At 64.2% G+C, this 19,295-nt stretch carries 10 protein-coding genes; 9 read left to right on the forward strand and 1 reads right to left on the reverse strand.

Annotation, left to right across the window (positions count from 1 at the left end; all coding sequences use genetic code 11):
* Nucleotides 1-8,958, reverse strand: an 8,958-nt coding sequence (locus AC5STB_RS21855; RefSeq protein WP_495444972.1) for a hypothetical protein, incomplete at its 3' end; no start/stop codon positions are given.
* 572 nt (nucleotides 8,959-9,530) lie between these two features.
* Here AC5STB_RS21855 and AC5STB_RS21860 point away from each other — a divergent pair.
* The 9 genes from AC5STB_RS21860 (at nucleotide 9,531) to tssG (ending at nucleotide 19,268) form a co-directional block, all read left to right on the forward strand.
* On the forward strand, nucleotides 9,531-10,076 hold the full coding sequence (locus AC5STB_RS21860) for a DUF6931 family protein (protein ID WP_495444973.1): 546 nt from the start codon (nucleotides 9,531-9,533) through the stop codon (nucleotides 10,074-10,076).
* 56 nt (nucleotides 10,077-10,132) lie between these two features.
* Nucleotides 10,133-11,383 carry a type VI secretion system-associated FHA domain protein TagH gene (gene tagH, locus AC5STB_RS21865; RefSeq protein ID WP_495444974.1) on the forward strand — a complete coding sequence of 417 codons (1,251 nt, stop codon included), beginning with the start codon at nucleotides 10,133-10,135 and terminating at the stop codon, nucleotides 11,381-11,383.
* 94 nt (nucleotides 11,384-11,477) lie between these two features.
* Entirely contained in the window at nucleotides 11,478-12,830 is a 1,353-nt protein-coding gene (locus AC5STB_RS21870) for a type VI secretion system protein TssA (protein WP_495444975.1), read from the forward strand.
* Nucleotides 12,831-12,942: 112 nt separating this feature from the next.
* Nucleotides 12,943-13,464 (forward strand): type VI secretion system contractile sheath small subunit, encoded by a 522-nt coding sequence (tssB, locus tag AC5STB_RS21875; RefSeq protein ID WP_495444976.1) that lies wholly within the window; start codon nucleotides 12,943-12,945, stop codon nucleotides 13,462-13,464.
* A 37-nt stretch (nucleotides 13,465-13,501) separates the two neighbouring features.
* Entirely contained in the window at nucleotides 13,502-14,995 is a 1,494-nt protein-coding gene (gene tssC / locus AC5STB_RS21880; protein WP_495444977.1) for a type VI secretion system contractile sheath large subunit, read from the forward strand.
* A gap of 49 nt (nucleotides 14,996-15,044) precedes the next feature.
* Entirely contained in the window at nucleotides 15,045-15,542 is a 498-nt protein-coding gene (locus AC5STB_RS21885) for an Hcp family type VI secretion system effector (RefSeq protein ID WP_495444978.1), read from the forward strand.
* A 128-nt stretch (nucleotides 15,543-15,670) separates the two neighbouring features.
* Entirely contained in the window at nucleotides 15,671-16,261 is a 591-nt protein-coding gene (gene tssE, locus AC5STB_RS21890) for a type VI secretion system baseplate subunit TssE (RefSeq protein ID WP_495444979.1), read from the forward strand.
* Nucleotides 16,258-18,180 carry a type VI secretion system baseplate subunit TssF gene (gene tssF / locus AC5STB_RS21895; RefSeq protein ID WP_495444980.1) on the forward strand — a complete coding sequence of 641 codons (1,923 nt, stop codon included), beginning with the start codon at nucleotides 16,258-16,260 and terminating at the stop codon, nucleotides 18,178-18,180. Before tssE ends, tssF begins: the two co-directional genes overlap by 4 nt.
* Nucleotides 18,177-19,268 carry a type VI secretion system baseplate subunit TssG gene (gene tssG, locus AC5STB_RS21900; protein ID WP_495444981.1) on the forward strand — a complete coding sequence of 364 codons (1,092 nt, stop codon included), beginning with the start codon at nucleotides 18,177-18,179 and terminating at the stop codon, nucleotides 19,266-19,268. Before tssF ends, tssG begins: the two co-directional genes overlap by 4 nt.
* Nucleotides 19,269-19,295 lie beyond the last annotated feature (27 nt).

Genomic DNA, 19,295 nt, shown 5'->3' on the forward strand with positions numbered 1-19,295 from the left:
CCCTCCGATCGCAGGGTTCGCCGCGCTTTGAAGCTGGTAGGCTCCGGCGCTATTGTTGTCGACGAGAGCATAAACCGCCGCCCCGGTATTGGGCAGGCCTTTTACGGTGACGCCCTCCAGCCCGCCACTGCCATAACTAAGAACATCAATGCTGCCCGGCAGACGGCTGGTCAGATCCTCTGTATTACTGAAGTTAAAGGTGGCCCGGCCGGACACGTTGCCGGCAACTTCAATGACATCGCTTTGAATTGCGCCGTCATTGAAAACTGCATCCATTTCAAACGTGCCGTTAAGCACCGCATCTCCTGAGACTCTGAAAACGTCATCGCCTGCCCCGTCAGCCAGGTCGATTACCGCGCCTGTCTGATGCGTCAGCCGGCCCGCTCCGGTGACTGTCCCATCAGCAATGATCGTCCCGCGGTTCACCACAGCTGCGTGAACCGTGGCGCCATCGGACAGGCCAAGAGACGACTCGTTGGTCAGTGTGCCCGATGACAGTACACCACTGCCTGATACCTGCAGCGCAGCGTCGCGCAGATCGATGCCCGCAGCCCTTGCGCGGCTGCCGCCGCTCACTTCCAGCGTACTGAAGGACAAGCTGCCCTCGACGAACATTCTTCCGGTGCTGGACAACGCTCCGGTCACGTCCGACGTCCCATCGACGGTCAGGGTTCCGCTGTTGCTGAAGAAACCCGAAACATCGCCGGCCAGCGTTGTTGTACCGTGATTAGTGACGTCACCGGTTACAGTCCCGTCCAAATCCAGCGTTGCGCCGGAATTGTTGACCACGTCTCCGATCACATCGCCGCCTGCGGAGATTTCGGCAATGCCGGCATTCTCCACCCGCATTTCAAGCCGTGCGCTGCCGCCGACCGTCAGACTGCCGGCTGCTGAGTTCTCAAATGTTGTGCCCCCTGATCCAACAAGCGTGGCACCGGTCATCTCTACCCAGCCGTCATTAACCACCGTTCCACCAGCATCCAATGTGGTGGTCCCGCCAGTTAAGGCCAGCCTGCCGCTGCCGGAATTGGAGATGCTGTCCATTCCAGTCAGATCGCCTGAGACGGTGACCGCTGAACTGTCCTGAATGGTCAGGCTGCCGTCCAGCGTGCCAGACAAATCTGCAGTTCCGCTGCCGCTGTTGACCATATCTCCGGCGATCACCCCTGTGGTCACAAAGGTACCGGAATTGGAGACGCCGCCGTTCAGGCTGCCGCTGTTGCTCAGCATGCCGCCCGACAGGGCCACAGCCCCGTCCACCGAACCGCTGTTGGCCACGGTGCCGCCCGAGATCGCCGCCGCCCCGGTAACTGTCCCGCTGTTGGTGAAGCTGCCGCCGGTCTGGCTCAGAGATCCTACAGTACCCGCATTCGACGCGGTGCCTGCGTTGCTCAGCGCAGTCACCGTACCGCCGCTGGCGATAGTCAGACCGCCGCTGGTGCTATTCTGCAAGGCCGCCGCCGTACCGCCCGTGACCGAGGCGGTGCCGCTGTTGGTCAAGCTCGCGACATTGCCGCCGGTGATGCTCACCGTGCCGCCATTGTCCACCATCCCGGCGCTGCCGCTGGTGGTCAGCTCCGCGCCCGATGCAACCGTCACATCGCCGTCCAGCGTACCGGAGCTGTCCAGCGTGCCGCCCGACAGTGTCACAGCCCCGTCCATCGAACCGCTGTTGGTCACGGCACCGCCGGAGATGACCGCCGCGCCGCTGACCGTGCCATTGTTGGTGAAGCTGCCACCGGTCTGACTAAACGATCCAACGGAACCCGCATTCGACGCAGTGCCTGCATTGCTCAGCGCAGTCACCGTACCGCCGCTGGCGATAGTCAGACCGCCGCTGGTGCTATTCTGCAAGGCCGCCGCCGTGCCGCCCGTGACCGAGGCGGTGCCGCTGTTGGTCAAGCTCGCGACATTGCCGCCAGTGATGCTCACCGTGCCGCCATTGTCCACAATCCCGGCGCTGCCGCTGGTGGTCAGCTCCGCCCCCGCCGCCACCGTCACATCACCGTCCAGCGTGCCGGAGCTGTCCAGCGTTCCGCCCGACAGTGTCACAGCCCCGTCCATCGAACCGCTGTTGGTCACGGCACCGCCGGAGATGACCGCCGCGCCGCTGACTGCGCCGCTGTTGATAAAGCTGCCGCCATTCTGCTCCAGCGTGCCAACCGTGCCTGCGTTCGACGCAGTCCCTCTGTTGTTCAGCGCTGTCACCGTGCCGCCGCCGGTGACGGTCAGTGTGCCAAAGGCGGAATTCACCAGGGCGTCAACCGTCCCGCCGGTGACCGAAGCCGTATTGGTGTTGTTCAGGTTTGAAACCGTCCCGCCGGTGACCTCCACAATACCTGAGTTTTGAACCTGCCCTGCGGTGCCGCTGGTGGTCAGCGACGCGGCCCCGCCGATCAGCACATTGCCGGACATGACGCCTGTATTGGTCAGAGTGCCTCCCGACGACGTGAGCGGGCCGCTGATGGTGCCCGAGTTGTCCAGAGTTCCGCCTGTTGCGATGACTGTACCGGTTACCGTGCCGCTGTTGCTGATGCTCCCGCCAGACTGAGTCAGCGTATCAACCGTGCCGCTATTCGTAATGCCTCCCCCAGAGTGAACCAGCGTGCCAATAGTGCCTGCATTACTTACAGTGCTGGTTCCCGAGTTGTTAACCTCCGTCACGGCAGCCCCGCTTGCCACCGTGAGGCTGCTGCTGCCGGCATTGCTGATTTCTGCAGCAGTCCCGCCTGTCACTGCCACGGAGCCGTTGTTCTGAACCACACCAGCTGTCCCGCTGGTTGTGAACACAGCACTTGCCGACACATTGACCTGGCCTGAAAGCGTCCCGCTGTTATCCATCGAGCTGTTGGACAAGGACACCGCGCCGCTGACCGCGCCGCTGTTGGTGAAGCTGCCGCCGGTCTGGTCGAGCGTGCCGACGGTGCCCGCGTTCGTGGCGGTGCCTGCGTTGCTGAGCGCCGTCACCTCGCCGCCGCTGGCAATCGTCAGATCGCCGGTGGCGCTGTTTTCCAGGTCCGCAACCGTGCCGCCGCTCACCGTGGCATTGCCGCTGTTGGTCAGACCGGCGACGCTGCCGCCGGTGACATTGACCGTGCCGCCGTTGTCCACCGTCCCGGCAATGCCGCTGGTGGTCAGCTCCGCGCCAGCCGCCACCGTCGCAGCCCCGCTGAGGGTGCCGCTGTTGGTAAAGCTGCCGCCGGTCTGGTCCAGGGTGCCCACGGTGCCTGCGTTCGTGGCGGTGCCTGCGCTGCTGAGCGCCGTCACCTCGCCGCCGCTGGCAATCGTCAGATCGCCGCTGGCGCTGTTTTCCAGGTCCGCAACCGTGCCGCCGCTCACCGTGGCATCGCCGCTGTTGGTCAGACCGGCGACGCTGCCGCCGGTGACATTGACCGTGCCGCCGTTGTCCACCGTGCCGGCAATGCCGCTGGTGGTCAGCTCCGCCCCCGCCGCAACCGTCACAGCGCCGCTGAGGGTGCCGGAGCTGCTGGCCGTCCCCGCCAGCACCGAGGTTGTGCCGCTCACCAAACCTGCATTGGTGAAGCTGCCCGAGGTCTCCACATTATCGGAAACCGTGCCGCTGGCGGTGTTCTCCAGCACCCCGTCCGCCGCATTGCTGAGGGTGCCGTGGCTGGTGCTGATGGTGCCTGCGTTGGTGATTTCCCCGTGCGCGCCGTTGCTGAGCTGCGCCACCGACAGGGTTGCGCCGTCCCCCACCGTGATGGTGGCGGCCGCCCCCGCCGTGCCGCTGTTGGTCAGCACCGTGCCGCTGCCCTCCACCCGGTCGCCCGCGCCGATGCTGAGACTGCCGCCCGCGGTATTGGCGAAGCTGTCGCCGCTGCCGCCGCCCAGCGTCAGCGTGTCGCTGCCGCCGTCCTGGGTCGAGATCGCACCTGCGTTGGTCAGCCCCGCGCCGCTGTTGCCGCTGCCGGCGTTCAGCACCCCGGAGCCGGTGAAGGTGATGCTGCCGGTGGCGGTATTGATGATCGCGCCGGCGTCTTCCACCGTGCCCCCGTCGCCCACCGTGATGCTGCCGCTGTTGGTCAGCGTGTTGCCGGTGCCGCTGAGCGACGCCCCCGCCCCCAGGGCCAGAACCGCCCCGTCCTCGTTGCTGACCGTCTCCGCCTCCAGCGACCCGCCGGCCCCGACAGAAACCAAACCGCTGTTGCTCAACGCGCCGACGTTTTCCAGCGCCGCACCGCCTGCCACCTCAAGGCTGCCGCCATTCACCGATACAGCATGGCCTCCAGCGTCCACATCGCCGGAGATCTGTGCCGTGGATCCGCTCTCCGCACGCAAATCGCCGCTCAGATCGGTATTGAGGGAGAGATCGCCATGGTTGGTCACATTGCCGGTCAGCGTCACGCCGTCCGTCACCACGGAACTGCTGCTCAGAACGATGTCATCTGCAGAGATATGCAGATCCGCAGCGCTGCCATCCAGGGTGCCGGTATTGGTAAAGCTGTGGCTGTCCGCAACACTCAAGGTCACTGTATCGCTGCCGCTGGAGGCGATTGTGCCGTTGTTCACGACATTCCCGTCTACCTCGGTGTCCGCAGCGATTTCAAAGATGGCGCTGTTGCCGCCTTCCACCGTGACATCGCCGCCAAAGCTGCCGCCTTCGGCAACCAGCCTGCCGCCCGACAGGGTCACAGCCCCGTCCATCGAACCGCTGTTGGTCACGATGCCGCCCGAGATCGCCGCCGCGCCGCTGAGGGTGCCGCTGTTGGTAAAGCTGCCGCCGGTCTGGTCGAGCGTGCCCACGGTGCCCGCGTTCGTGGCGGTGCCTGCGTTGCTGAGCGCCGTCACCTCGCCGCCGCTGGCAATCGTCAGATCGCCGGTGGCGCTGTTTTCCAGGTCCGCAACCGTGCCGCCGCTCACCGTGGCATTGCCGCTGTTGGTCAGACCGGCGACGCTGCCGCCGGTGACATTGACCGTGCCGCCGTTGTCCACCGTCCCGGCAATGCCGCTGGTGGTCAGCTCCGCGCCAGCCGCCACCGTCGCAGCCCCGCTGAGGGTGCCGCTGTTGGTAAAGCTGCCGCCGGTCTGGTCCAGGGTGCCCACGGTGCCTGCGTTCGTGGCGGTGCCTGCGCTGCTGAGCGCCGTCACCTCGCCGCCGCTGGCAATCGTCAGATCGCCGCTGGCACTGTTTTCCAGGTCCGCAACCGTGCCGCCGCTCACCGTGGCATCGCCGCTGTTGGTCAGACCGGCGACGCTGCCGCCGGTGACATTGACCGTGCCGCCGTTGTCCACCGTCCCGGCAATGCCGCTGGTGGTCAGCTCCGCCCCCGCCGCAACCGTCACAGCGCCGCTGAGGGTGCCGGAGCTGCTGGCCGTCCCCGCCAGCACCGAGGTTGTGCCGCTCACCAAACCTGCATTGGTGAAACTGCCCGAGGTCTCCACATTATCGGAAACCGTGCCGCTGGCGGTGTTCTCCAGCACCGCGTCCGCCGCATTGCTGAGGGTGCCGTGGCTGGTGCTGATGGTGCCTGCGTTGGTGATTTCCCCGTGCGCGCCGTTGCTGAGCTGCGCCACCGACAGGGTTGCGCCGTCCCCCACCGTGATGGTGGCGGCCGCCCCCGCCGTGCCGCTGTTGGTCAGCACCGTGCCGCTGCCCTCCACCCGGTCGCCCGCGCCGATGCTGAGACTGCCGCCCGCGGTATTGGCGAAGCTGTCGCCGCTGCCGCCGCCCAGCGTCAGCGTGTCGCTGCCGCCGTCCTGGGTCGAGATCGCACCTGCGTTGGTCAGCCCCGCGCCGCTGTTGCCGCTGCCGGCGTTCAGCACCCCGGAGCCGGTGAAGGTGATGCTGCCGGTGGCGGTATTGATGATCGCGCCGGCGTCTTCCACCGTGCCCCCGTCGCCCACCGTGATGCTGCCGCTGTTGGTCAGCGTGTTGCCGGTGCCGCTGAGCGACGCCCCCGCCCCCAGGGCCAGAACCGCCCCGTCCTCGTTGCTGACCGTCTCCGCCTCCAGCGACCCGCCGGCCCCGACAGAAACCAAACCGCTGTTGCTCAACGCGCCGACGTTTTCCAGCGCCGCACCGCCTGCCACCTCAAGGCTGCCGCCATTCACCGATACAGCATGGCCTCCAGCGTCCACATCGCCGGAGATCTGTGCCGTGGATCCGCTCTCCGCACGCAAATCGCCGCTCAGATCGGTATTGAGGGAGAGATCGCCATGGTTGGTCACATTGCCGGTCAGCGTCACGCCGTCCGTCACCACGGAACTGCTGCTCAGAACGATGTCATCTGCAGAGATATGCAGATCCGCAGCGCTGCCATCCAGGGTGCCGGTATTGGTAAAGCTGTGGCTGTCCGCAACACTCAAGGTCACTGTATCGCTGCCGCTGGAGGCGATTGTGCCGTTGTTCACGACATTCCCGTCTACCTCGGTGTCCGCAGCGATTTCAAAGATGGCGCTGTTGCCGCCTTCCACCGTGACATCGCCGCCAAAGCTGCCGCCTTCGGCAACCAGCCTGCCGCCCGACAGGGTCACAGCCCCGTCCATCGAACCGCTGTTGGTCACGATGCCGCCCGAGATCGCCGCCGCGCCGCTGAGGGTGCCGCTGTTGGTAAAGCTGCCGCCGGTCTGGTCGAGCGTGCCCACGGTGCCCGCGTTCGTGGCGGTGCCTGCGTTGCTGAGCGCCGTCACCTCGCCGCCGCTGGCAATCGTCAGATCGCCGGTGGCGCTGTTTTCCAGGTCCGCAACCGTGCCGCCGCTCACCGTGGCATTGCCGCTGTTGGTCAGACCGGCGACGCTGCCGCCGGTGACATTGACCGTGCCGCCGTTGTCCACCGTCCCGGCAATGCCGCTGGTGGTCAGCTCCGCGCCAGCCGCCACCGTCGCAGCCCCGCTGAGGGTGCCGCTGTTGGTAAAGCTGCCGCCGGTCTGGTCCAGGGTGCCCACGGTGCCTGCGTTCGTGGCGGTGCCTGCGCTGCTCAGCGCCGTCACCTCGCCGCCGCTGGCAATCGTCAGATCGCCGCCGGCGCTGTTCTCAAGATCCGCAACCGTGCCGCCGCTCACCGTGGCATCGCCGCTGTTGGTCAGACCGGCGACGCTGCCGCCGGTGACATTGACCGTGCCGCCGTTGTCCACCGTCCCGGCAATGCCGCTGGTGGTCAGCTCCGCCCCCGCCGCAACCGTCACAGCGCCGCTGAGGGTGCCGGAGCTGCTGGCCGTCCCCGCCAGCACCGAGGTTGTGCCGCTCACCAAACCTGCATTGGTGAAACTGCCCGAGGTCTCCACATTATCGGAAACCGTGCCGCTGGCGGTGTTCTCCAGCACCGCGTCCGCCGCATTGCTGAGGGTGCCGTGGCTGGTGCTGATGGTGCCTGCGTTGGTGATTTCCCCGTGCGCGCCGTTGCTGAGCTGCGCCACCGACAGGGTTGCGCCGTCCCCCACCGTGATGGTGGCGGCCGCCCCCGCCGTGCCGCTGTTGGTCAGCACCGTGCCGCTGCCCTCCACCCGGTCGCCCGCGCCGATGCTGAGACTGCCGCCCGCGGTATTGGCGAAGCTGTCGCCGCTGCCGCCGCCCAGCGTCAGCGTGTCGCTGCCGCCGTCCTGGGTCGAGATCGCACCTGCGTTGGTCAGCCCCGCGCCGCTGTTGCCGCTGCCGGCGTTCAGCACCCCGGAGCCGGTGAAGGTGATGCTGCCGGTGGCGGTATTGATGATCGCGCCGGCGTCTTCCACCGTGCCCCCGTCGCCCACCGTGATGCTGCCGCTGTTGGTCAGCGTGTTGCCGGTGCCGCTGAGCGACGCCCCCGCCCCCAGGGCCAGAACCGCCCCGTCCTCGTTGCTGACCGTCTCCGCCTCCAGCGACCCGCCGGCCCCGACAGAAACCAAACCGCTGTTGCTCAACGCGCCCGTTCCGCCGGAAGCACTGGATACCGTGACCGCCGATCCGGCTTCCACAACCAAGCCTCCGTTTTCGGACGCATTGGTCAATCCGCCCACATTGGAAACGGTTGCACTGTCAAAGGTCAGCAACGCATCCGGTGCGACCGATACAGATTGCGATGCCAGGCTTCCGGTCACCGCCAGGCTGCCGGACTGCACGCTGGTTGCGCCTGTGTAGGTGTTCTGTGCCGCCAACGCCACGTCGCCGCCTGCGACAGTCAGCCCGCCGGTGCCAGAGATTTCGCCATCCACCGCTGAGGATCCGCCGGTCAGCGTCAAGCTGCCGGGGCTGAGTGCCACTGTGCCTGCCCCGTTCAAACTGGCGATGCTCTCATCGCCGCTGATCGCAACAGCGCCCTCGTTGCTGAGATCAGTGCCTGCCGCCAGCGCGCCGCCATCTGCGGAGAGGCTTGCGCCGGACGCCACGTTCACAGTTTCAGAAGCGAGGCTGCCGGTCACTTCCAGGCTGCCGGACTGAACCTCTGTGGTGCCGGTGTAGGTATTGCTGCCTGAAAGGCCAACATTCCCTTCCCCGGTTAGTTCCAGGGACAACAGGCCGCTGCCGTCCTCTATGGTGCCGGAGAATTCGGCCTCTGTGCCGCTTGCTGCGTTGACAGACAGGGTTGCGGTGCCTGTGCTGGTTACGCCGGCTGCTGCGGAGAAATCCGCGTCCAGTGCCAGTTCCGCGCTTTCATCCAGTTGCAGCACCAAATCGCCAGCCAGCACATCTCCGGCAAAGCTGCCGCTGTAGGAGAGACCGGCATCCGCGCCATCCAGGACCAAGGTGCCCCCGGACAGCTGGGTATCGTTTTGAATATCCACCGTATTGGCGCTGTAGCTGGTGGTGGAGCCGTCATTGTTTTGCAGCAGAATGGTTTGAGGTCCGCTGCCGCCGGAAATTACAGCCGCCGCTGCGCTGGAATCCGGCACTGTTGCGGTGTCCCAGTTCCCTGCCTCACCCCAAAGCGCGGTTCCGCTGCCGTTGGTCCAGGATTGAGAGCCCGCAGGAAAAGCCACCATTCCTGTATAGATTGCAGTGGTACCAAGCAGAAGAATGCGCATGTTTTGACTACCGGTTTAAGATAAAATTTCAATCTAAGATGGCAAGCGGAGAGCTTTAGCAAATGCGCGCAAAATGCAATTTAAGAATGATAAGTCAACTGGACATGGTGGGGAGATTTGCAAAATATTCACCCTTTCACACACCGGCCCCGGTTGCTAAGCTTGCCGCAGAATATGCGCAACACATTGTGTTTGCCTGAATTTTGGAGATAGCAACGCGGGATAGACATCGTTTGAGAGCGCTTTCCTTGCTGCCGGGACGTCAAAAGGATGCAATCTATGGGCGTTCCCTCACACAGCCCTTGCCCGGATTTGACCCGGACGGCAGGCGCCGGGCCGGGCCGCCCGGGCTCAATTTGCCTGGCTGCAATGCAGCAGCGAATTCGCACTGACCCGCGCCGCTGCAACAACCGTTTCCCTGCCCCTCGGCACACCTCATCAGCGCGCAACCACCGACTTGGCGCCGGAATTTTGGATAACCAAACGATTTGACCCTCAACATGCATGAACAAATGCTCCCTGCCGGGACCCCGTTCGCTGACAGCGGCGACAGTGAAAAAACTCAACCGCCAATGTCCGCGTTGCGGTTCGACAGCCCTTGCGAGCTGTATCAAGGCATGCCCCAGCTAAGCCGCCTGACGCAGAACCGCCCGCTTGAGGCAGAGGATGGGCTGACCTTTCTGATGCGGTTGCGCGCCTCGACAACGCCAGAGGACGCGGTGACCTTCACCGCCTTCGCCGCGCAGCCGAAGATGTCGGTCTGGTGGGGGTACGAATGCTTGCGGCAAGCGGCTGCCAGCCTGAGTGCGGAAGACCGGCACATGATGGAACTGGTCGCCACCTGGACGACTTACCCGGATGACGAAAACCGTTTCCGAGCCGCCAGAACGGCGCTCTACGCCCCTGTTCGCAGCCCGGCGGTGTTTCTGGGATTGGCGGTTGCCTGGTCCGGCGGCGCGATTGCTCCCAATGACCCGGCTCCGGTGCCGGACCACCGTGCGCCGCGGGCGGTAAATTCGGCAGTTCTTTCCTGCCTGAGCAAAGCAGCCCTTTCGGAGCGGCCGGTGCGGCTGGCGCGGTACATTGACTTGGCCGCACCGCTGTTTCGCACTTTCTGACCGGGCCGAAAGCCCGGCACATACGCTCCTGGAACCGACCTATGCAAACAACGGCCATGACGCTGACATTGAGATTGGAAAACTTCGACTCGCTGGAAAATGGCGGGCCGGTCTGGCTTGCGCTGGACGGCCGCGACGCCAGCGTTGGCCGCAATAGTTCAATGAACTGGGTGTTGCCCGATGCGACCCGACACGTGTCCGGGCATCACTTCGACATCAGTTACCGCGACGGCAGCTACTGGCTGACTGACGTCTCAACCAACGGCACGTTTCTGCTGGGGCAGAATCACCGGCTGCAAGGACCGCTGCAGCTGCGCGGCGGCGAGCGGCTGGTTGCTGGTCATTATGTGATCGCTGTAGAGGCCGGCGCTGCCGCCCCCGTCGCACGCACACACTCAAATGAAGAGGCCGACCCATGGGATCTGGGCGTGCTGGCGCAGGAGCCAGTGAATCCGCTTCCGCACCGCACGGACGGTCCCAGGGCTTTTGACACCGCCGCGCATGAGTTCCTCCAGTTTGCCCCGCAAGCGCCGGCAGCAAGCCCCGCACCCCTGGCGGATCACCGGCCGGCAGAAACGCCGGGCGGCTACCCCCCGGTCGCACCAGTCCCCATGCCATCGCCAGGAGCTTTGCCGGTGGCGCCCCCGCCAATTGCGGCTGCCCCCGAACCGCAACCCGTTCCAACCGGCCCCCACGCCGCAGCCGCGCCCGCTGCTGCGCCCGGCACGGACATTTTGCGCGCCTTCTGCGACGGGGCCGGTCTGGACCCGGAGCTTGCGCAGAACACCGACCCGGAAAAGCTGGCCCGCTCTATCGGGCAAGCACTGCGCGGCTCGGCAGGGGAAATCATGCGGATGCTGCAGGACCGGGCCAACGTCAAGCAGTTCACCAAGGGCGGCGAGCGCACCATGCGCAATGCCCAGGGCAACAATCCGCTAAAATTCCTCCCAGACACAAATGAGGCGCTGGATGCAATGTTCCTGAACCCGCGCGAGGGCTTTATGGAAGGCCCGGAAAGCCTGGCGGCTGCCCTGACGGATCTGCGCAACCACCAGCAGGCGGTCTTTGCTGCACTCCAGCCCGCTCTTGCAGCGGTACTGCACGGCCTGTCTCCAGAGGAGATCGAATCAGCCGGCGGCAGCTCCGCGCTGCTTGGCGGAAGCCGGCGCGGCAAGCTTTGGGATAGCTATGTGGCCCGCTGGGATGAGAAGGCAGCAGAGGCAGATCACGGGATGCTTGACGTCTTTCTAAAAGCCTTTGCACAAGCCTATCAGGACGCAGCGCAGCAAAATGGGAATTTCGACTGAACTGTCACCCTTGACGACATGTTAAAGTTGATTAAGTTCGGCGCAGATTTAACGCATTCTAAAACCTCAGGTTTATTTTGGACGGGATTAATTGATGCACCGCAGCGCAATAGCCGTACCGCTGTCCGAGAGGTTGCCTTGCGGGCCGGACCTGAACGCCAGCTTTGACCCCGAGTATGAGGAATACTATTTCGGTGCGGTCGGGCGCCTTCCCGGCTTCTACATGCAGCCCGGCGTCGAACGCTCTGACGGCAGCCGCTCCCCGGACCGGATCTTCGACCCGAAAGATGTTGATCACCGCGCGGAAAAGCAGGCGCTGGATGCCCTTCTTGCACGCAGCCGAGATTTGCGGCTGCTGGTTTTGCAGGCGCAGTGGGACGCGTTGGCCGGGCGGCGCGGCGCGCTGGCGGACACTATCGAAGACATCGCCGCACTGCTGGAGCACTATCCGTCGGAGGCTCACCCGTCGTTGGACGACGGCGGGGCGGAGCGCCGGGATGCGATCAATGACCTGAACCAGCCTGCCACAATTGTGCAGCCGCTGATGTTCATGGGGCTGACAGGCACCACCGAAGTCACACTGCGCAAGATCCGTGCCGCCGCTGGCAGCAGCACCCCGCTGCAGCATGAAACGGACCTGGAGCTCAAGCCGCTTCAGGACGCCCTCGCCTCTCCTGCCAATAGCGCTAAGGTCAACGCTTGCCATCAGGATTTCATGCGGATTTCCAACGCGTTGTCCAAGATTGAAGTTGCCTGCAAGAGCAACTCTGACAGGCCGTTTTCGCCCAACTTCGACCAGATCCGGCCCGTAGTTTCCGAGATTCTGCAAACACTTGCCGAAGCACGCCCGGAACTCAAGGCAGCCGCGGCCGAACCCGCTCCGCCGGCTGCGGCTGCAACGGATGATTCGGCCAAACCCGCTCTGCAGTCGCCGCCGGTGCTGACTGCGGTGGAGCAGACGGCGCCGCAAAGCACAGTGGTCAGCCAGCTTCACGCACGCCGCATTCTTGAGGCCTGCGAAGTGTATTACCGCAAGGCGGAGCCATCCTCCGCGGCACTGCTGCTGGTCACCCAGGCGCGCCTTTTGATTGGCAAGCCTTTGGTAGAGGCGTTGCGCGCATTGCTGCCTGCCCATGCGGAAACCGCCGTTGTTGATTTCGGGTCGCCGAGCGGCTTTTTGCTGGGCGCCGGCCGGCTTGAAGAACTGAGCAACTCCCTGCCCGAAGGCGCCGCCACAGTGCCGGAACTGCCGCAGGATCCCGGCCCTGCAATCAAAATCTCAACCGCCCCGCAGGCGTCTCAGGCAATCCGCTCTGTCGAACAGTTTTTTCTGCAGCACGAACGGTCCAGTCCGGTGCCCGTTCTGCTTCAGCGCGCCCAAAGTTATCTGGATAAGGACTTTCAATCTCTGATTGCGGAACTTATACCTCAGACAAACACAGCCTAGAGTAGCAAAATAGAATTTCTATCCATTCGAAAAGACAGCCCTTTACCCGCTCCTTCCAGCCACCAGCAGCGCAGCCAGCCTTTTCGAACCGCACGTAACGGGAGTATCATTCATGGCCTCAGATTCAGGTTCCAGCTTTATCAAACGCAACCGCCCGCCGCGCGTGCAGATCCAGTACGAAGACCCGTTCGACAGCGAGCAGATGGTTGAACTGCCCTTTGTCATGGGGGTGATGTCGGATCTGTCGGGCAACAATCCGGGCGTTGAAAAAGAAGCCACCGAAGACCGCACCTTTGCGGATGTCACCAAGGATTCCATGGATGACTACATGGCTTCGATCCAGCCCGGCATGACCTTCATGGCTGAAAACCGCCTCGGCGGCGACGGCAAGGAAAAGATCGGCGTCGATCTCAAGTTTGAGAGCATGGCCGATCTGGAGCCCGCGGCGATCGCCCGCCAGGTGCCTGCCCTTAAAAAACTGCTGGAGGCCCGCGAACAGCTGGCCAACCTGCAGCGTTACATGGCCTCCAAGCCCAAGGCGCAGGACCACCTCAGAAAGCTGCTGGACGATCCGGAGCTGATGGCAGCCCTGGCAGAGCGCGCAGCACAAGACGAAACCGGCGAAGACGCCTGAACGCCGCTTGGGCGATAGACGGGAACGGGTGATTACCATGGACAATGAAGCACAGGTACTGGCAGGCGAGGCTCCTGCAGAACTGGATGAGCTGTCGGAATTTTCCGACATCCTGAAACAGACCATCAAACCGCGCAGCGACATCGCCGCCCGCGAGGTGGACAACGCCGTGGTCGCGCTGGTGCGCGAAGCGCTCGACGATCAGTCGGTTGTAGCCGATGACGTGATCGACACGGTCGACGCGATGCTGGCCAAACTGGACAAGAAACTGTCCAACCAGATGAACGCGATCCTCCACAACGAGGAATTCCAGAAGTTCGAAGCCAGTTGGCGCGGCCTGGCTTACACGTTGAACAATGCCGAAACCGACGCCTCGCTGCGGGTGAAAGTGCTGAACGTCTCCAAGAAGGAGCTGCAGGCGATGATGCGGCGCTTTCCGGGCGCCAAGTGGGACAAATCCCCGCTGTTCAACATCGTCTACGAACAGAATCTCGGCACCCTTGGCGGCAAGCCCTTTGGCTGCCTGGTCGGCGACTACCACTTCGACCACTCCTCGCCCGATGTGAACCTGCTGAACTCAATCGGCAAAATCTCCGAAGCCTCGCTGGCGCCTTTCATCTCCGGCGCCTCCCCTAATCTGCTGGGGCTGGACGAATGGAACGAAATCGCGGCGCCGCCGGACCTGTCGGAAATTTTCGAGACCCCGGAATACGCCCAGTGGAACAGCCTGCGTGACAGCGAGAACTCGCGCTTTGTCGCCCTGACGCTGCCCCGCGTCCTGTCGCGTGAGCCCTACAGCCAGAATTCCAACTCTGTGGTTGAGGAATTCAACTTCGAAGAGGAAACCGATGGCCACGCAGGCAACCAATACGCCTGGATGAACTCGGCCCACGCAATGGCGGCGAACATCAACCGCGCTTTCAAGGAACACGGCTGGACTGTTCGCATCCGCGGCGTCACCTCCGGCGGCGAAGTTGCCAATCTGCCGACCCATGTGTTCGACACCGGCGATGGCGCCAAGGATCTGAAATGCCCGACCGAGGTGTCGATCACCGACCGCCGCGAAGGCGAACTGAGCAAGGCCGGCCTGATCGGGCTGATCCACCGCCAGCACACCGACAAGGCGGTGTTCATCGGCGCCCAAAGCCTCTACCGCCCGAAAACCTATGTGGATGACCAGGCCACCGCCTCCGACAACATGTCGGCGCGCATCCCCTACATCTTCGCGGTGTCGCGCTTCAGCCATTACCTCAAGGCGATGGTGCGCGACAAAATCGGCCAAAGCCCCGATGTCTCCCAGCTGCAGCGCGACCTGCAGGCCTGGGTGAACAAATACGTGGCCGGCAACCCCGAAAGCGCCAGCGAGATGGAAAAGGCCAAGAAGCCGCTGGCTGGCGCCAAAGTTGAAGTTGTCGAGGACGAACTGAACCCAGGCTATTACCAAGGCAAGTTCTTCCTCAAACCTCATTTCCAGCTGGAAGGCATGGATATCGGCATGAGCCTGGTATCCAAACTGCCCTCTGGGAAGTAATTCGTTTCCGGTATTTGGAAGCGGTATTTAACGCCTCAAGGAGTTATTCATGGCGATTGATTGTTTTTTGAAACTTGATAACGGCATCGTCGGCGAATGCCAGGACGACAAACACAAAGACTGGATCGACATCCAGTCCTGGGGCTGGTCGATGTCCCAGTCCGGCACCACCCACATGGGCGGCGGCGGCGGCGGCGGCAAGGTCGACGTCCAGGACATTCAGGTCACCAAATACGTCGACAAGGCGACCCACGACCTGATCAAGCGCTGCTGCTCGGGTGAGCACATCAAATCCGGTCAGCTGGTGGTGCGCAAATCCGGCGGCACCGCGCCGGTGGACTATCTGAAGATCGACTTCGAAGATGTCCTGATCAGCAACTACCAGACCGGCGGCAGCAAGGATGGCCTGGACCGCGTCCAGGAAACCCTGACCCTCAACTTCCGCCGCTTCCAGGTGACCTACACCTTCCAGGAGCAAACCGGCGCCGCAGGCCCGGAAAGCCAGGCAGGCTGGGAAATCGCGGAAAACCGCGAGTGGGCCAAGTAAGCCCGGACCGGCAGGTCCTGCAAAAATCAGAGTTCCCGGGCGTATTTCTGCCCGGGCATTCAGCCGGCGGCGTCCTTCCCCTTCCCGCCGCCGGTTCCTAGTTTGACTTCCAGATTTCAGGTGCAGCCATGCCGCGGGGTGACGCAGAAAATTCCGACACTGCCCGCCGCCCCTGGCAAACCGGCAGAAAGGCCAAGACCTCGCTGCTACAGGTCTTCCGCGCCGCACATCTGGAACATGATGCCCGCCGCAACCGCGGCAAGGCCGGTGACGGCACCGCGCAGCTGACCAAGGCCCGCAAGCAGCGCCGCTTCGGCGTTTCCGAAAACGAGCTGCGCGCCCACCTTGAGGCCGATCTGGCCGCGCTTTTGAACACAACCCACCTGGAATCCGCCGTCCCGCTGGATGATGTGCCGCATGTGGCCGGCTCCATCGTGAACTACGGGTTCCGCGATCTCAGCAGCCTGGGTGCGCGCGAGCTGAACACCCCCGCCGTGGTCGAAACCCTGCGCCAGTCGCTGCTGCGGTTCGAACCCCGGCTCATCCCCGCCAGCCTGGATGTGCAGATCCGCGACGGTGACGGCCGCAAGCACCACCTTGCAGTGGTGGTGTCAGCCGAACTGATGGGAGATCCCGTAGACGTGCCGCTCGACTTCGATGCCGAGGTTGATCTTGGCGCGGGCAAGATGACTCTTTCCAAGCTGCGGATGACTGCATGAAACGGGCCTTGCGCGACGCTTACAACCAGGAACTCGGACTGCTCAAGGAACGCGCCGCCGAGTTTGCTGCTGAATACCCCGGCCTTGCCGACCGGCTGGGCGGGCTGTTGGAGGAAAACCTCGATCCTGCGGTGGCGGGCCTGCTGGAAGGCAGCGCCTTTCTGTCTGCCCGTATCCAGGTCAGGATGGACGAGGAATACCAGACCTTCACCCGCGAGCTGCTGGAGCAGATCTTTCCCGATGCGCTCGCCCCGACCCCCAGCGTCATGCTGGCCCAGGCCCATGTTCCTGCCGACAGCCCCGGCATTGAAAACGGCCTGCATTTCCAGCCTGGCAGCTACATGGACGCGCGCTTCCTTGACGCCCAGCAGCGGGTTTCCTGCCGGTTCGCCCTGGCAGCGCCCCTCTCTGTCTGGCCGGTCGCTGTCACCCAGGCGGCCTATCACGGCAGCGCCGGGCCTATTGGCGCGCTTGGCCAGGAGATCGCCAGCGGCACCAAGGCCGGGCTGGTTGCGGAACTCACCCGGCTTGGCGGTGAAGACACCGGGGCCGGCAGCTTCCGCACTCTGGCGATGGACAGCCTGACCCTGCATTTCACCGCCCCGATGGATCAGGCGGCGGCACTCTATGAACAGGTCTTCTGCAACTGCACCCGCGTCTCGCTGCGCTGGCTCAATGCGCAGGGCGATCCGGTCTTTGCCCGCCTGTCCCCCAGCCAGTTGCACAAGATCGGGTTCGAATCTGGCGAGCGGCTGTTTGCGCATCAGAAACGCCTGTTCGACGGCTTCGCCCGGCTGCGCGAGTTTTTCGTCTTCCCGCGGAAATTTCTGGGCCTGCGCCTCAGCGGCCTGCAGGACGTGCTGCCCCATGTCCGCGGCAGCAAGCTGCAGATCATTTTTGAGTTCAGCAGCGCCCGCCAGCGGCTCGCCACCGCGATGGAGCCGCATCATCTGGCGGTGAACGCCGCCCCTGCGGTCAATCTGTTCGAAGAAATGTCCAGCCAGCTGCACCTCGACCGCAAGCGACATGAATATGCGGTTGTGCCGAATTCAAGCCCGGTCACCCACTACGAGGTGCATCACGTCAGCCAGGTCTGGGCCCATTACAGTGATCGCAAGGGCAAGACTGAGGTGCATCCGCTCTATGCCCTGCCGCCCGAAGGCAAGGACCCGCGCCAGACGCTTTACTACACCACCCGCCGCAAGCCCCGCCGCCAGACGCTGAGCGAACAGCGCAACGGTGCGCCGCGCAACAGCTACCGCGGCACCGAGACCTTTCTCAGCTTCTATCAGCCCGAAGGCCACGACACCCTGAACCGGCTGCAGGTCAAACTGCTCTGCTCCAACCGGCATCTTACCGAATACCTGCCGATCGCAGGCAGTACCGATGCCTTCCAGCTGAATGACGACCTGTCGGTGTCACTTGCCTGCTTGGCCGGGCCCACTCCCCCGCTCGATAGCCTCGCAGACAGGGAAGCCGCGGCCAGCCACCGGGCCGGGGCGGGCGACACCTACTGGCGGCTGATCTCATACCTGTCTCTTGGCACCCACGGGCTGCAAAGCCCTGAAGGCGACGGCTCAGCCGCGGCCCTGCGCGAGGTGCTGTCCCTGTTTGCCGACCTGTCGGATACCGTCAGCGAAGCCCAGATCAGCGGCATCCGGCGGCTCGACTGCACCCCTGTCACCCGCACTGTCGCCGCCCCGGACGGCTATTACACCGCCCGCGGCATCGAGGTGCGCGTCACCTTTGACGAGACTGAGTTCGAAAGCACCGGAATTGTGCCGTTAGGGGCGGTGCTGGACCGGTTTTTTGCGGAATACACTGCCGTCAACAGCTTCACCCAGACTGTGATCGTCAGCCAGCAGCGCGGCGAGATTGCCCGCTTTGCCCCCTGCTCCGGCAGCGGAGCGCTGCTATGAACGAGATCCAGCCGATTTCGCAGGCCGCCGAAACCCTCGCCCGGCGCGAACAGCAGGAACAGGCGGCCTCAGGTGCCGGCCTCTTTGCCCTGCTGCGCGAGCTGGAACGCCGCGCCGGTGCCAGCGGGAAACCCCGCATCGGCAAAAACAGCCGCCTGCGCGACGCCATTGTGCATCTGGGGCAGGATCCGGCGCTGGCCTTCCCGGCGCGCGATCTGGCACGGGTGGATCTGACCAGCAGCACCCCGCGCCTGCGGGCCCAGTTCATGGGACTGTTCGGCGCTTTCGGCGCGCTGCCCCTCAACTGGACCGAGGAAGTGGAATCCTGGTTCGCCGCCGGCGACGAGAGCTTTGTCGCCTTCTGCGATATCTTCACCGCCCGGTTTCAGGAGCTGTTCTTCCGCGCCTGGTCCGATGCCAAGGCGATCACCCAGTTCGACCATCACGGCGGCGACCGCTTTCAGACCTACATCCTGTCCCTGCTCGGCTGCGGCACCCCGGCCCTGCGCGAAACCGCGGGCCTCAGCGACATGGCCAAACTGCAGCTGGCACCGCTGGCCGCGGGCCGGGTCAAAAGCCCGGTGCGTCTGCGCCAGATGCTGGAACTGCATTTTGCAGACCGCGCCGCCTTCCGCATTGAGGAACACGTACCCAGCCGGCTTGAACTGGAACCGGACGCGCTATGCCTCTTGGGCGAACAGGGCTGCACCCTGGGCGAAAACGCCTTCCTCGGCGGCCACGTGCAATCGCTCAGCGCCAAGATCCGCATCCACGTGACCGTCAGCGGCATGACCTCCTACCAGCGTTTCCTGCCCGGCGGCCCGGATCACGCCAGCCTGCGCGGCATTGTCTTCTGGTACCTTGGCCAGTCGATCGAAGTGGAAACCGCGCTCTGGATGCCGGAGCCGGACATCCGAACCGCGGTGCTGGGGGAAACCACCCAGGTCGGCTGGCTGGCTTGTGTCGGCCCGGCAGAAGAAGCCGCCGCCGCCGGCATCCCGCGCCAGGACGGCCACCTGCAGGTCAGCCGCTACCCGCTGTTCCCAGCGCCCCAGTCAGAAACCGCATTTGAAAGCCAGGCCGCATAACCCGCAGCCGCCCGTATTTAAGGCAGA

The sequence above is a fragment of the Leisingera sp. CC-HEC093 genome (assembly GCF_059429195.1).

What these genes read in the sequence shown, in the direction of transcription:
- tagH (WP_495444974.1), top strand. Translation starts at nt 10,133, where the DNA reads ATGACGCTGACATTGAGATTGGAAAACTTCGACTCGCTGGAAAATGGC.
- AC5STB_RS21860 (WP_495444973.1), top strand. Translation starts at nt 9,531, where the DNA reads ATGTCCGCGTTGCGGTTCGACAGCCCTTGCGAGCTGTATCAAGGCATG.
- tssC (WP_495444977.1), top strand. Translation starts at nt 13,502, where the DNA reads ATGGACAATGAAGCACAGGTACTGGCAGGCGAGGCTCCTGCAGAACTG.
- AC5STB_RS21885 (WP_495444978.1), top strand. Translation starts at nt 15,045, where the DNA reads ATGGCGATTGATTGTTTTTTGAAACTTGATAACGGCATCGTCGGCGAA.
- tssB (WP_495444976.1), top strand. Translation starts at nt 12,943, where the DNA reads ATGGCCTCAGATTCAGGTTCCAGCTTTATCAAACGCAACCGCCCGCCG.
- tssF (WP_495444980.1), top strand. Translation starts at nt 16,258, where the DNA reads ATGAAACGGGCCTTGCGCGACGCTTACAACCAGGAACTCGGACTGCTC.
- AC5STB_RS21870 (WP_495444975.1), top strand. Translation starts at nt 11,478, where the DNA reads ATGCACCGCAGCGCAATAGCCGTACCGCTGTCCGAGAGGTTGCCTTGC.
- tssG (WP_495444981.1), top strand. Translation starts at nt 18,177, where the DNA reads ATGAACGAGATCCAGCCGATTTCGCAGGCCGCCGAAACCCTCGCCCGG.
- tssE (WP_495444979.1), top strand. Translation starts at nt 15,671, where the DNA reads ATGCCGCGGGGTGACGCAGAAAATTCCGACACTGCCCGCCGCCCCTGG.